The following is a 14,078-nucleotide window of genomic DNA, read 5'->3' on the forward strand; positions in this document are numbered from 1 at the left end:
GGCCAGAAGCGTCGTCGGGCAGACAATGGCCACCTGCTGGCCACTCATCGCCACCACAAAGGCCGCACGCAGCGCCACCTCGGTCTTGCCAAAACCGACATCGCCACAGATCAGGCGATCCATCGGCGTGCCCTTGCCAAGGTCCTCCAGCACGTCGCCAATGGCGTTCAACTGGTCGTCGGTTTCCTCATACGGGAAACGGGCACAGAACTCGTCAAACAGACCCGCAGGCGGGGTGATCGCATCGCCGACCTTGAGCGCGCGTTTGGCCGCCAGAGCAATAAGCCCCTCGGCCATTTCGCGCAGGCGTTCCTTCGCCTTGGTCTTACGGGCCTGCCATCCGGCACCGCCCAGACGATCAAGCTGAACGCCCTCGGCGTCCGTACCATACCGCGTAAGAAGATCAATATTTTCAACAGGTAGATAGAGTTTGCTATCACCTGAATACAAGAGCTCCAGACAGTCGTGCGGCGCGTCCTGAATGTCCAGCGTCCGCAAACCCTCATAACGACCGATGCCGTGATCGAGGTGAACCACCAGATCGCCCGCCGTCAGCGCAGACGCTTCGGCAAGGAAGTTTGACGCCCGACGCTTGCGCTTGGGTCGCGCCAGACGGTCGCCCAGAATATCGCTTTCGGAAATCACCACCAGGCTGTCGGTGGCAAAGCCGTGATCAACCGCCAGCACCGCCCGCAGATACACACCTTCGGGTGCCGCCAGCACATCCTTCCAGTCGCGTACGGCCAGAACATGGGTCAGGCCGTGGTCGCCCAGCATAGCCGCCAGACGCTCTGCCGAACCTTCGGACCATGACGCAAACAGTACCCGCTTGCCCGCATCCATCATCTGCTGGGCATAGTCGGCCACGGCGGCGAACAGGTTCACACTGTCCTGCGCCCGCTCGGCGCTAAAGCTGCGCCCCAGTCGCCCGCCCGCATCCTCGCCCGAACCGGTCGACAGCGGGTTCAGACGGCGCACCGCACGACCCGCCAGGGCCATGTTCCACGCCGCATCGTCCAGATACAGCAGTTGCGGGGCCAGCGACCGATAGGCCTGCCCGCCCTTGCCCTTGGCTGCTTCCCTGCGCGCCTCATAGGCATCGTTGGTCAGGTTCCAGCGCTCGGCTCGAGCCTCTTCGGCCTGATTGTCGAGGAAGACCGGCGCATGATCCGGCAGATAGTCAAATACCGTGTCCAGATCGCCATAGAACAGTGGCAACCAGTGCTCGACACCCTGACGACGCGCACCCGCACTGACGGCGGCATACATCGGCTCGTCACCGGGGGCACCAAACAGGTTCAGATAGCCGGTGCGAAAACGCGAGATCGCGTCCTTGTCCAGCAGCACTTCGGAAACCGGCGACAGCGAAATCGATTTGAGCTGTTTGCTGGAGCGCTGGGTTTCAGGGTCGAACGAGCGGATAGATTCCAGTTCGGTGCCGAACATGTCCAAACGTACCGGCTCGTCAAAACCGGCAGGGAACACATCGATCACTCCGCCGCGTACAGCATACTCGCCGCGCACCGAAACCGTCGATGCCTTCACATAGCCATTGGTTGAGACATAGGCCTCAAGGGCATCGGTATCGAGCTCCTGCCCGACCTTGGCCGAAAAGCCCGCCACCGTGACGGCGCGGCGCGGCGGGACCCGCTGGCTGACGGCAGCCACCGTCGCCACAACCAGCAACGGCGTCGTGTCATTCGGATCGCGCGAGGCCAAGCGTGTCAGCGTCGCCATACGCTGGGCCGCAATTGCCGCTGTCGGGCTCAGGCGGTCATAGGGCAGACAATCCCAAGAAGGATACTCAAGAACTTCAATATCTTTTGCATAGAAATTGAAGGCTTGAATAAAATTACCGGACCTTTGGTAATCGCGAGCCACCATCAGTCCCACACCGCCCGCCGCCTTCATTTTCTCGGCAACGATCAGGGCATCCAGCCCCTCGGGCGCACCACCAAGGGTGGCGTCGATACGCTCCAGTCCGGCCTTGCTCATCAACCGATGCCCTTGGCCACTTCAGCCGAAACATGTTCGCGCATAAAGGCGCGCAGACTGTCCATCACCGGTCCCTGATGCTCTGGCGGGGTCGGGTCACGTTCGATGATCCAGCCGTAAAGATACTGGTCCTCGACATCCAGCAGGTCTTCAAAGATCGCCAAATCCGCATCACTCAGGGTCGGGGCAATCTGGTCGGCATAGGGGCCCAGCACCATGTCCGCCTCGCGGAAACCGCGACGCCATGCGCGATAGGCGATCCGCCCCAGACGCACCTTGCGATCGGTTTCAAAGCGTTCGTTTTCGGAGCGGAAATTCAGTTCAGACACGCGAAATCCTTGGCCAATACGGCAAACTCTATATCAGTGATGTCAGATAGCGCTCTACAGACCGCTTCGCCAGTTCTGATCGGCACGCTATGGTGATCGTGATGCGGCCCGAGATTCTCTTTCCCCTGTTTGCACCGGTCACCACGCTGAAAGGCGTAGGCCCGCGTATGGCTCCCCTCGTCCAGAAACTGGCGGGGCCTTTGGTGCGTGATCTGGCTTTCTATCCGCCTAATGGCGTGATCCAGCGCCGCCGCACAACGGCGGCCGAAGCGGTCGAGGGCGAGATCGCCATTTTCGAAGTGACGATCAACCGCCTGATCCCGCCTCATAAAATGGGGGCACCGATCAAGGTCCGTGCCTTTGACGGCACCGGCTTTGTGCATCTGATCTGGTTTGCCGGATCGCCGCGCCACATCGAAGGTCTGGCCCCGACGGGTTCTGTGCGTCTGGTCACCGGCAAGGTCGAGAAGTTCAATAACGAGGTGCAGATTTCGCACCCCGACTACATCCTGCCCGTCGAAAAGGCCGACGAAATCCCGCTGGCCGAGCCGACCTATCCGGCCACGCAAGGTCTGGGGTCGCGGCAAATCCGCAAACTGTGCATGGCCTCGGTCGCGCTAGCCCCGCCGCTCAGCGAATGGCAGGACGAGGCATGGATCAAGCGCCAGCAATGGCCGGACTGGCAGACCGCCCTGCAAGCCGTCCACGCCCCGCAAAACGAACTTGATCTTCAACCCGAGGCCCCTGCCCGTGCGCGTCTGGCCTATGACGAACTGCTGGCGCACCAGATGGCACTGGCCCGCCGCAAACTGAAGCGCCAGTCCACGCCTGCGCCTGTCATCCGCGCGGGCGAGGCCTCGCATCGCCTGCTGGACGCCCTGCCGTTCAAACTGACCGGCGCACAGGCCCGCGCCATCGAGGAAATCCGCCACGACCTGAAATCCGGCGAGCAGATGGCCCGTCTGCTGCAAGGCGATGTGGGTTCGGGCAAGACGGCTGTGGCCGCTGTGGTGCTGGCCGATGCCGCCGCCAGTGGCTTCCAGTCGGCTCTGATGGCCCCGACCGAGATTTTGGCCCGCCAGCACGCCGAGAAACTAGGCCCCCTGCTGGCGCAGGCCGGTATCAGTTCCATCCTGCTGACAGGCCGCGACACCCCCGCCGTCAAACGTAAAAAGGCCGCTGCTATTGCTGCGGGCGAGGTTCAGGTGGCCATAGGCACCCACGCCCTGTTTCAGGATGCGGTCGAGTTCCAGAATCTCGCACTGGCCGTTATCGACGAGCAGCACCGTTTCGGTGTGCGCCAGCGCCAGCAGCTTCAGGACAAGGGCCGCAGCGGCGTCCACCTGCTCAGCATGTCGGCCACGCCCATTCCGCGCACGCTGGAACTAACCCAGTATGGCGAACTGGATGTCAGCCGACTGAACGAGAAACCGCCCGGACGGACCCCCGTGACCACCGCCGTCCTGCCACTGGTGCGGATTGGCGAGGTCGCCAAGCGCCTGAAGGCTGCGGTCGCGGCGGGGGCTCAGGCCTATTGGATCTGCCCTCTGGTGGCGGAATCCGAGGCCATCGATCTTGCCGCCGCCGAGGACCGTGCCGAGGACTTGCGTAAATATCTAGGCACCGAGGTCGGTCTGGCCCACGGCCAGATGGCCGGTGCCGAACGCGAGGTGGTGATGAACCGCTTTGCCGCCGGAAAACTGCCGGTGCTGGTCGCCACCACCGTTGTCGAGGTAGGCGTGGATGTGCCCAATGCCTCGATCATGGTGATTGAGCATGCCGACCGCTTCGGTCTGGCCCAGCTTCACCAGCTACGTGGCCGCGTCGGGCGCGGGGCCAAGGCGTCGTCCTGCATCCTGCTCTATGGTGCGGGCGAAGATGGCGGTTTGGGCGAAACAGCGACCAAACGTCTGGAAATCCTGCGAAATACCGAGGACGGCTTTGTCATCGCCGAGGAAGATTTCCGCCTGCGTGGCGGCGGCGATCCGCTGGGCCTGCGCCAGAGCGGTTTTCCGGCCTATCGCTTTGCCGATCCGATCAAGCATCGCCAGTTGCTGCTGGCGGCGGCCGATGATGCCCGCATCATGATGGGCCGCGACCCCAAGCTGCAAAGCCCGCGCGGTCAGGCCATTCAGGTTCTGGAAAGCCTGTTCGACTGGCGCACCGACAGGCCCAATATCGACTAGAGCCGACCGGCCTCCTGCAACCGCTCCATCATCCATACGCGGGCGGGGGGCAGCGGCTTGTTCAGCGCATGGAACACATACTGTTCGAGGAAGTGGCCGGTCAGGGCGAGACCATCATTCACGTCTCCCTCGTCCAACCCTGCCTGTGCGCCCAGCATAAAGGGCGGCAGGCGTAGCAGCTTGTCGGCATATGGCGCGCCCGCCGTGCGGCTGACGGCGCGGCCCGTGCGCGGGCTGACCCAGACTAGATCGTCCATCTCGCCTGTCGAGGCACAGCGCGACAGGTCCAACCCGAAACCAAGCGTTTCCAGCAAACCCGCCTCGTAGCGCACGAAAATGGCGGGCCAGATCTCTGCAATCGCGAACGCCCCCATCAGGGCCTCGAACGCATAGAACGCCCCCGGATGTGGTTCGCGTTCTGGCAAGGCACCTGCGGCCACAGCAGCGGCAGCATTCAATCCTATCAGCGCCAGCGGATCATCAAACAGGCTGGCCGGACCCTCGCCCATCGGCTCCAGCCGCGCCGAGCCGAGTTGGTCCGAGGTGCGCGAGCGAAACTCGGCCATCACCTTGGTTCCCGCCTGCAGGAACGGCTTCATCTTGCGCGACGCCCCGCCCGCCACATAGGCCGCGCGGCGACCATATTGCTCGGTCAGTAGCTCGACGACCGCGCCCGTATCACCATGCAGACGTGCCGACAGCACAAAGGCGTCGTCCTGAAACTCCATCTCAGTCGGCCTTGATCGCGGCCACGACATCACGGGCCTTGTCGTTCGGCACGGTGAAGCTGAGGACATATTGCTGGATTTTCCAGTCATCGCCCCGTTTCACCACCACGCCCGAGCCGCGAACCTGACCATAGCTGTCATTGTCCAACAGTTCGTCGAACACGGCCACACAGCGGCAGGGCTGGTCCAGTATTTCAAGATGGCGGTCTGTTACCCGATAGGTCCAACCCTGCCCTTTAGCAAAGTAAGGCTCGGCATAGGCTTTGAACTGATCCAGCGACCAGCGCTCGCCCGCATCGGTGCCGATGAAACGGGCATCGGCTGTGAAGGTGTCAAAATAGGTCGCGCCATCTGCCTGTGATGCGGCCGCGTGCATACGGTTGATGACTTCCCCGGGCGAGCTTTGCGATTCGGCTTCGGGTGACAGGATCAGAGCGGCAGTCATCAGGGCATAGATCATGCCTATGTTCTATACCTGTTCTCACTTCACACAAGATGCCCGCAATGTTGCACCGCAGCATTCGGCAGCTTTTTGAAGGCTCGGGCGTTTCTAACGCGACTGTACGACTAAAGGCGGATTGGAATCAGCCAGTTGCCACCTTTAAGCCATGCTTGTCGCCTCACCGCATGAAGGCGTTTCTATAGGGTTGAGTATGTCCGTCATCCGCAATCAGGCGCTAAAGTCGAAAGTCATGTCCGCCGAGGACGCCGCCGCTCTTATTCCGAACGGCGCGAATGTCGGCATGAGCGGCTTTACCGGCTCGGGCTATCCCAAGGCGGTTCCGACAGCTCTAGCGGCGCATATGGAGGCCGCGCGTAACGCAGGCGATCCATTCCGCATCAGCGTCTGGACCGGCGCATCAACCGGCCCCGAACTGGACGGCGAACTGGCCAAAGCCGACGGCATCGAATTCCGCCTGCCCTATAATTCCGACCCCATCGCCCGCGAGAAGATCAATTCGGGCAAGATGGAATATCTGGACATGCACCTGTCGCAGGTTGCCCCTGTGGCTTGGCAGGGCTTTCTTGGTCCGCTGGACACGGCGCTGGTCGAGGTGGCCGGTATCACCGAAGACGGCGATCTGGTGCCGTCCTCGTCAGTGGGCAACAACAAGACCTGGCTGGACCGCGCCGACCGCATCATTCTCGAGGTGAACCGCTGGCAGAACCCTGCGCTGGAAGGCATGCACGACATCTATTACGGCACGGCCCTGCCGCCCAACCGTGTGCCGATCCCGCTGGTGCGCGCGGACCAACTGATCGGCCAACCGACCTTCAAGGTGAACCCCGACAAGATCGCCGCCATCGTCGAAACCGATGCGCCGGACCGAAACTTGCCGTTCGCAGCCCCCGATGACAGCGCCCGCGCCATTGCCGGTCACCTGATCGAGTTCCTGAAGAACGAAGTCAAACAAGGCCGCCTGCCCGCCTCGCTTTTACCGCTGCAATCGGGCGTGGGCAATGTGGCCAATGCCGTGCTGGCGGGCCTGAACGATGGCCCGTTCGAGCGTCTGGCCGCCTATACCGAAGTGCTGCAAGACGGCATGCTGGACATGCTGGACAGTGGCAAGCTGACGGTCGCCTCGGCCACGGCCTTTTCGCTATCACCAGAAGCGGCCGCTGATCTGAACAGCCGCATGGAAAGTTTCCGTGGCCGTATCATTCTGCGCCCGCAGGAAATCTCGAACCACCCAGAGATCATCCGTCGTCTGGGCTGTATCGCCATGAACGGCCTGATCGAAGCCGACATCTATGGCAATGTGAACTCGACAAATGTCATGGGCTCGCGCATCCAGAACGGCATCGGCGGTTCGGGCGACTTTGCCCGCAACGCCTATATTTCCTGCTTCGTCACGCCTTCGACGGCCAAGGGCGGCAAGATCTCGGCCATTGTGCCGATGGCCTCCAATGTCGATCACATCACGCAGGACGTGCAGGTCATCGTGACCGAGCAGGGTCTGGCCGATCTGCGCGGCCTGTCGCCCAAGCAACGCGCCAAGGTCATCATCGCCAACTGCGCCCACCCGACCTATCGCGACATGCTGCAGGACTATTACGACCGCGCCCTGTCGTCGTCATACGGCCTGCAAACGCCGCACATGCTGAACGAAGCCCTGTCGTGGCACCAACGCTTCATCGAAACCGGCTCGATGCTGCCTGCCTAAGGCACGCAGAGCGAACAAAAACAAAGGGCCGGAGGATATCCTCCGGCCCTTTTCTTATCTTGCCATCGCAGTGGGGAATGGATGCCCCAGCGCCTCGGCCATGCCCTGCTGGCTCAGCAGGAAGACCTGATCGCGCAGGTGATAGTTGTTGGACAACACCACCACCGTCACCTTCTGGCTCGGCTCATAGGTGACCAGATTGCGGAAACCCGACCACGAGCCGGTGTGATAGATCTGAAGCTCTTCAAACGGCTGGTTGGTGCGCTCGCCCAGACGGTTGGCAAACACACCCAGACCATAGGCGCGGTGCGGTCTGCCGCGTTCTTTCGGCGTATCGGCAGGCGCATGGTCGGCGATGAACTCGGCATAGGACTTGCCCGACAGCACATGCCCGCCATGCAGCGCACGGTTCCACATCAGCATATCGTCCAGCGTGGAGTACAGCGCCCCCGCCCCCGGAATGATACTGACATTGGCATTGGGCTGCGGGGTCAGGCCTTGCGGGAACAGGCCATAACCCATGGCCAGACCTTGCGTGTCCGCATGGACATCCGAGCCGGTATTGCTCATGCCCAGCGGCTCGAACAGGGCCGTTTTCAGATAGTCCTCATAGGCCATGCCGCTGACCTTGGAGACAATATAGGCCCCGACATTAAAGCCGACATTGTTGTAGCGGACCTTGGTGCCCACGGGGAATTGCAGGCCATATTGCGTGGACTTGGCCATCAGTTCTTCTGGGGTGCTCGGCGTGGTGCGAACCAGCCCCCAGTTGGCCTGGGCCATCAGATCGGGGATGCCCGACGTGTGCGACAACACATTGCTAAGGCGAATATCGGCCCAGCGGTCCGGACAGTTCTCGATCCACTTACAGATCGGATCATTCACCGACAGCTTGCCCTCGTCCTGAAGCTTCAGGATGGCCACGCCGGTAAACTGCTTGGACACCGAGGCCAGACGGAAGCGCGTATCCAGCTGGAACGGCGTGTGCTGCTCGTAATTGGCCATGCCATAGGTCTGGCGGAACAGCACCTTGTCGCCCTTGGCCACCAGAACCGCACCCGTAAACTGTTTGGTCCGGGCCATCTGCTCCAGACGTTCTTTCAGTTGCGGCAAGTCCTCGACCACCTGCACCGCAGGCCGTTCAGGCAGTTCCACACGCGCCTGTCCCGAAGGCGAAACACCTTCAGGGCCGGACAAACGGGCGATGATCACACCACCGCCCAACAACGCTACAGAGGCAATCCCGATCAGCAGCCAGGGCCGACGGGTCGCCTTATGGGGAACTTGAAACACTTTTGGCTCAGACGTCGAAATCCAGACCGAACTGGGTATAGAGCGCCTTGGTATCCTGCCATTTGGCATCAACCTTGACGGTCAGGAACAGGTGGATACGGCGATCAAAGATCACTTCCAGCTCTTCACGCGACTTCTGGCCGATCCATTTCAGGGTCTGGCCGCCCTTGCCCAGTACGATAGGACGCTGGCTTTCGCGCTCGACATAGATGGTCTGCTCGATACGGGCCGAACCGTCGGTACGCTCTTCGAAGCTGGTGGTTTCCACCGCCGCCGAATAGGGCAGCTCTTCGTGAACGCGCAGATAGACCTTCTCGCGGGTGATTTCGGCGGCCAGCACGCGGGCAGGAACGTCAGCCGACTGGTCTTCCGGATACAGCCACGGGCCTTCCGGCATAGCCGCGGCCAGACGGGCCTTCAGGTCATCGACGCCATCACCCGACTCTGCCGAAATCATATAGACCTCGGAATAGACGCCGGTTTCAAACAGGCGGTGCGACAGGGCCAACAGCGTATCGCGGCGCATGCCGTCGATCTTGTTGAGGGCCAAAATGACCTTCTGCCCCATACGGGTCAGGTTCTTGATGATGGTTTCGGTGTCCTCGGCCGATTTGCGGTCGGCAGGCGTGCCTTCACGGCCTTCGGCACCCAGATGCGCCTGTGCATCCACCAGATGCACGACAACATCGGCATCTTCGGCACCGGCCCAGGCCGAGGCCACCATGGCACGGTCCAGACGGCGGCGCGGGTTGAACACACCGGGGGTGTCCACCAGCACGATCTGGGCATTTTCATGCATGGCAATGCCACGGATGGGGAAGCGTGTGGTCTGGACCTTTTGGGTCACGATCGAGACTTTGGAGCCCGTCAGACGGTTCACTAGCGTCGACTTGCCGGCATTAGGCGCACCAATGATGGCGGCAAAGCCTGCGCGGCGTCCCTCGGTGGTCTGGACGGGGTTGTTATCGGTCTCGGTCAAATTACGCCTTCTCGTTTCATTAGTGCGACAGCAGCGGCTTTTTCCGCCTCCTGACGCGAACGTCCGGTAGCCTTGATGGGATCATATCCCACAACTACTACCTCGACCGTAAAGGTCGGGGCATGGTCAGAGCCTGTACGGCCCACAATACTATAGGTTGGCAATGGCTTGCCCTGCCCCTGCGACCACTCCTGTAGCGCAGACTTCGGGTTCACAATCGCCGGTTCGGGCGGCGAGGAAAACTCCTGCGCCCAGGCCCGCTCGAATACGCCGCGTGCCGCATCCAGTCCGCCGTCACGATAAACAGCCGCCAGAATAGCCTCTACAGCATCGGCTATAACTCCGGCCTTTGTGCGGCCACCCGTTTTGGTTTCACCCGCAGACAACCGAAGGGCTGGACCAATGCCCAGCGCCTCGCCCACTCGCGCACAGGCGCTCTTGTCGACCAGAGAGTGCAGACGCGACGAAAGACGGCCTTCGTCGGCTTCCGGAAAGTCACGAACCAGACGGTCCGCCACCAGCAAACCCAGCACACGGTCGCCCAGAAACTCCAGACGCTCGTTATCGCGAGGGGCATTATGCGCCCCCACATCCGAGACGCTGGAATGGGTCAGGGCCCGCTCCAGCAATTCGGGATCAGCAAAATCGTAGCCCAGCTTGGCCATCAGGGCATCAACCGCGATGGCCCTCTGATTGGGGCGTGTCGTCATCAGTTCAGTTTCTGGAAGAAGCGGCTTGGACGCAGATTGGTGAACCAGCTGACCGGATTGAACAGGCTGGCCCCCGGCGACCACGAGAACAGGATCATCTCGGCCTTACCGACCAGGTTTTCTTCCGGAACCATGCCAACGCCCGACATGCTGTCCACGCGGCTGTCGATCGAGTTGTCGCGGTTGTCGCCCATCATGAAGTAATGACCGGCAGGCACCTCGAACACAGGCGTATTATCCAGCTCGAAGTTCGAACCGAAATCCTGCGTCATATAGGTGCGGCCACCCGGCATGGTTTCGCGTACCTTGGTCAGCGAGCGTGTACCGAACAGGTCGTTCATCTGGGCTTCGCTGACGACCACATCGTCAACAGCCACATTATTGATGTACAGCTTGCCCTGACGCATCTGCACCTTGTCGCCCGGCATGCCGATCACGCGCTTGATGTAGTCCACCTTGGGATCACGCGGCAGCTTGAATACAGCAATGTCGCCACGCTTGGGCGCGCGGTCCATGATGCGGCCCTCGAACAAAGGCGGGCTGAACGGGATCGAGTGTTTCGAATAGCCATAGGACCATTTCGACACGACAATATAGTCGCCCTCATAGAGGTTCGGCTCCATCGAGGCCGAAGGAATGGTGAAGGGCTGGAACAGCAAAACGCGCACGACCAGCGCGATCAGCAGCGCGAAAACAATCGTCTTGATGATCTCGACGGTTTCGTTCGCCGCGGACTTTTTCTCGGTCACAGGTTTGGCCTTCTTTCGGCGCCGCGGCGCAGTTATCGGCTTTTCATCTTCGAGTGCTTCCGGATCATCGCCCATATCGAAAGGGGCGTCCCCGTCATCACTCCAAACAGGTTGGCGGGCGGCCTTTTGCGTGGCTGCGTCCGCTTCACCAAACTCAGCCTTGGTGTCGTCGCTCATGGTCTGCTCGAATCCCCCGCAGAATACGGGGCTCAGTTCCGAGCCGTAACCTCTGACGAAACAGCGGGCAAGGCTTCGATGATTACGAATGCTTGAGAATACGGGTATTCATCGGTCATCGTCAGATGAATCCGCGCCTCATAGCCCTCTGGCGTCAAACGGCGCAAATGCTCGGCGGCGTTTCCCGTCAGTTGCAAGGTCGGCTGACCGGACTTGAGGTTCACCACCCCCATGTCGCGCCAGTAAACATCGGACCGTATCCCCGTCCCCAACGCCTTGGCACAGGCCTCCTTGGCGGCGAACCGCTTGGCATAGCTCCATGCCGCATCGGGTTTGCGGTCCGAACGGGTGCGTTCGATCTCGGTAAAGACACGGTTCTTGAAGCGGTCGCCAAAGCGTTCCAGCGTCTCTTCTATGCGACGGATGTCACACAGATCGGAACCGATGCCGATAATCATACGCCCTGCACCGACAGGGCCGCATCCATCGCCGCACGCATCCGGCGGATCGCTGCATCCAGACCGACAAACACCGCCTCGCCAATCAGGAAGTGGCCGATGTTCAGTTCGACAATCTCGGCAATGTCCAGAATGGTGGCCGCCGTCGCATAGTCCAGCCCGTGACCGGCATGGACTTCCAGTCCCAGTGCGTGCGCCTGGGCTGCCGCCGCCTGCAGACGCTTGAACTCGGTGGCGCGATCAGCACCGGACAGGTGGCAATAGCGCCCCGTGTGGAACTCTACGACCTGAGCGCCGACAGCCGCCGAAGCCGCAACCTGTTCTTCGGACGGTTCGATAAACAGCGACACCCGCACACCGGCATCCACCAGAGCCTTTACGACCGGCTGAATGCGGCCCTCATGACCGGCCACGGCCAACCCGCCCTCGGTCGTCACTTCCTCTCGACGTTCCGGTACAAGACAGGCGGCGTGCGGTTTGTGACGCAGGGCGATGGCCAGCATCTCGTCCGTGACCGCCATTTCCAGATTGAGCGGACGGTTGGCGCGGCGGCACAGCGCGCTCAGGACGACAATGTCGGCATCGGTGATGTGGCGACGATCTTCGCGCAGGTGTGCCGTGATACCGTCCGCGCCTGCCGCCAAGGCCTGCTCGGCGGCACGGGCCGGATCGGGATGAGCCCCGCCACGCGCATTCCTGACCGTGGCGACGTGGTCAATATTGACGCCAAGGCGGACGTGACGGGTCATCGGCATACTTCCTTACTTAGACAGACGGCGGCTGCCCGGATCCTCGACCGGCAGCGCAGCCAGTTCCGGCGGCAGAGCATCGGCAGGATAGGCCGGTACATCCATAGTGGCCAAGGCCACCAGCGGCACGCCGACATCGGCACGGCCACCCGAGCGGTCAACAATACAGGCCGCAGCGATCACATCGCCGCCCGCCTTCTTGATGGCTTCGATGCATTCGCGCGACGACAGGCCGGTCGTAACGATGTCCTCGACCATGACGATCTTCTCGCCCGGCTCGACCGAGAAGCCACGACGCAGCTTGAACTCGCCATCGACGCGCTCGACATACATCGAGCGGACCTTCAGGTGCTTGGCGGTTTCATAGCCCGGGATAATGCCGCCGACAGCGGGCGAAATCGCCGCATCGACCGGACCGACCGTGGCCACGACCTTTTCGGCCAGTGCCTTGCACAGACGCTCGCAACGCTCGCCATCCATGAAGACAAGGTTCTTCTGGAGGAAGACGGGGCTGTGCAGACCCGAGGAAAGGACAAAATGACCCTCGCGCAGGGCGCCAGCGTCGCGGAATTCGTTGAGGACGTCTTCAGTGTTCATGGACGTCGTCCATAGACCTGCCAGAGCCGACCCTCAACCCATTGCGCCCTATTCTCGTGCCTCGTTCGGCTGCAAACCGCCTTCCAGTAGCTTGGCCCATACGGTTTGCGCATCATCGGCAAAGGCAAACAGGTCCATATCCGACGGATGGATCATGCCATGCTCGGCAAAGGCCTCGAAATTGATCACCGAGCGCCAGTAGGATTCGTCGAACAGGATGATCGGGATGGTCGGTGCCTTGCCCGTCTGGCGCAGGGTCAGGATCTCGAACAGTTCGTCCAGTGTCCCGAATCCGCCGGGGAAGACCACCAGCGCATTGGCCCGCATCGCCAGATGCATTTTGCGCATGGCGAAATAGTGGAACTGGAAGGTCAGCTCCGGCGTCGAATACGGGTTGGGAAATTGTTCGTGCGGCAGGGTGATGTTGAAGCCGATGGACGGGGCCCCCGCCTCCATCGCGCCGCGATTGGCCGCTTCCATAATGCCCGGGCCACCGCCGGTGGCGATGACGTTATCGCGCGGTTGTCCCACCGTGCCACGGATCGCACCACCCAGTTCGGAGGCAATACGCCCGAATTCGCGCGCGCCTTCATACCAGCGATGCCCCTCGGGAATGCGGGCACTGCCGAACACCACGATGGTCGAGCGCACGCCCCATGCCTGTAAGGATTCCTCGGCCTTGGCGTATTCCATCTGGAAACGCACGCCACGCATGGAATCGCCCAGTAGGAAATCGGAATCCATTGCCGCCATACGATAGGACGGCGAAGCCAGTTGCGCCGCATTGGCGGCGCGACGTTGATCATCATTCATGGATAAACTCCGTGGATTTACCGCGAAGGGACGGGTCAACCGCGAACGCGGTCGACCACATCTACCTTCGGATTGGCCCGTAAGGCGGCCACGATCATCGTGGCATGACGGGCGTCCTTCACCTCGACATCCAGTTCGACGTCGAAGAAA

The 14,078-nt window shown here is 61.5% G+C and carries 14 protein-coding genes; 2 read left to right on the plus strand and 12 right to left on the minus strand.

Going from position 1 to position 14,078, the window contains the following annotated elements; translation table 11 throughout:
- Positions 1-1,995, minus strand: a 1,995-nt coding sequence (locus RSB01_RS10605; protein ID WP_332625436.1) for a CarD family transcriptional regulator, incomplete at its 3' end; no start/stop codon positions are given.
- The gene (locus RSB01_RS10610; protein WP_332592069.1) at positions 1,995-2,324 is read right to left on the minus strand and encodes a succinate dehydrogenase assembly factor 2; all 330 of its coding nucleotides are present in this window, start codon (positions 2,322-2,324) and stop codon (positions 1,995-1,997) included. The genes RSB01_RS10610 and RSB01_RS10605, both read right to left, overlap by 1 nt.
- Before the next feature lie 101 nt (positions 2,325-2,425).
- On the opposite strand from RSB01_RS10610, the gene recG reads away from it, so the two are divergent.
- A complete protein-coding gene (recG, locus tag RSB01_RS10615; protein ID WP_332619758.1) occupies positions 2,426-4,510 on the plus strand; it encodes an ATP-dependent DNA helicase RecG in 2,085 nt (694 codons plus the stop codon).
- On the opposite strand, the gene recO is transcribed toward recG, so the two are convergent.
- On the minus strand, positions 4,507-5,238 hold the full coding sequence (gene recO / locus RSB01_RS10620; RefSeq protein ID WP_332591829.1) for a DNA repair protein RecO: 732 nt from the start codon (positions 5,236-5,238) through the stop codon (positions 4,507-4,509). The genes recG and recO overlap by 4 nt on opposite strands.
- A gap of 1 nt (position 5,239) precedes the next feature.
- Complete coding sequence (locus RSB01_RS10625) at positions 5,240-5,698, minus strand: nuclear transport factor 2 family protein (protein ID WP_332591828.1); 459 nt, start codon at positions 5,696-5,698, stop codon at positions 5,240-5,242.
- Positions 5,699-5,891: 193 nt separating this feature from the next.
- Between RSB01_RS10625 and RSB01_RS10630 the strand changes: the two genes are divergently transcribed.
- Positions 5,892-7,403, plus strand: a complete 1,512-nt coding sequence (locus RSB01_RS10630; protein WP_332591827.1) for an acetyl-CoA hydrolase/transferase family protein — start codon at positions 5,892-5,894, stop codon at positions 7,401-7,403.
- 54 nt (positions 7,404-7,457) lie between these two features.
- On the opposite strand, the gene RSB01_RS10635 is transcribed toward RSB01_RS10630, so the two are convergent.
- Genes RSB01_RS10635 through RSB01_RS10670 form a run of 8 tightly spaced genes read right to left on the minus strand, consistent with a single transcriptional unit; the run spans position 7,458 to position 13,928 of the window.
- Positions 7,458-8,696 carry a serine hydrolase domain-containing protein gene (locus RSB01_RS10635; RefSeq protein ID WP_332619681.1) on the minus strand — a complete coding sequence of 413 codons (1,239 nt, stop codon included), beginning with the start codon at positions 8,694-8,696 and terminating at the stop codon, positions 7,458-7,460.
- A 7-nt stretch (positions 8,697-8,703) separates the two neighbouring features.
- Positions 8,704-9,675 carry a GTPase Era gene (era, locus tag RSB01_RS10640; protein ID WP_332619680.1) on the minus strand — a complete coding sequence of 324 codons (972 nt, stop codon included), beginning with the start codon at positions 9,673-9,675 and terminating at the stop codon, positions 8,704-8,706.
- Positions 9,672-10,385, minus strand: coding sequence for a ribonuclease III (rnc, locus tag RSB01_RS10645; RefSeq protein ID WP_332591099.1), 714 nt, complete (start codon positions 10,383-10,385; stop codon positions 9,672-9,674). The genes era and rnc overlap by 4 nt, the downstream gene beginning before the upstream one ends.
- Positions 10,385-11,311: a signal peptidase I gene (gene lepB, locus RSB01_RS10650; protein ID WP_332625438.1), complete on the minus strand. Its 927-nt coding sequence runs from the start codon at positions 11,309-11,311 to the stop codon at positions 10,385-10,387. The genes rnc and lepB overlap by 1 nt, the downstream gene beginning before the upstream one ends.
- Before the next feature lie 32 nt (positions 11,312-11,343).
- On the minus strand, positions 11,344-11,769 hold the full coding sequence (gene acpS / locus RSB01_RS10655) for a holo-ACP synthase (RefSeq protein WP_332591097.1): 426 nt from the start codon (positions 11,767-11,769) through the stop codon (positions 11,344-11,346).
- Complete coding sequence (locus RSB01_RS10660; protein WP_332591096.1) at positions 11,766-12,518, minus strand: pyridoxine 5'-phosphate synthase; 753 nt, start codon at positions 12,516-12,518, stop codon at positions 11,766-11,768. Before RSB01_RS10660 ends, acpS begins: the two co-directional genes overlap by 4 nt.
- A gap of 12 nt (positions 12,519-12,530) precedes the next feature.
- Complete coding sequence (gene pyrE / locus RSB01_RS10665; protein WP_332591095.1) at positions 12,531-13,115, minus strand: orotate phosphoribosyltransferase; 585 nt, start codon at positions 13,113-13,115, stop codon at positions 12,531-12,533.
- Between the two features lie 48 nt (positions 13,116-13,163).
- Positions 13,164-13,928 carry a TIGR00730 family Rossman fold protein gene (locus RSB01_RS10670; protein WP_332591094.1) on the minus strand — a complete coding sequence of 255 codons (765 nt, stop codon included), beginning with the start codon at positions 13,926-13,928 and terminating at the stop codon, positions 13,164-13,166.
- Positions 13,929-14,078: the final 150 nt, after the last annotated feature.

Origin of the sequence: Brevundimonas sp. (assembly GCF_036659295.1) — a bacterium.
Taxonomy (GTDB): domain Bacteria; phylum Pseudomonadota; class Alphaproteobacteria; order Caulobacterales; family Caulobacteraceae; genus Brevundimonas.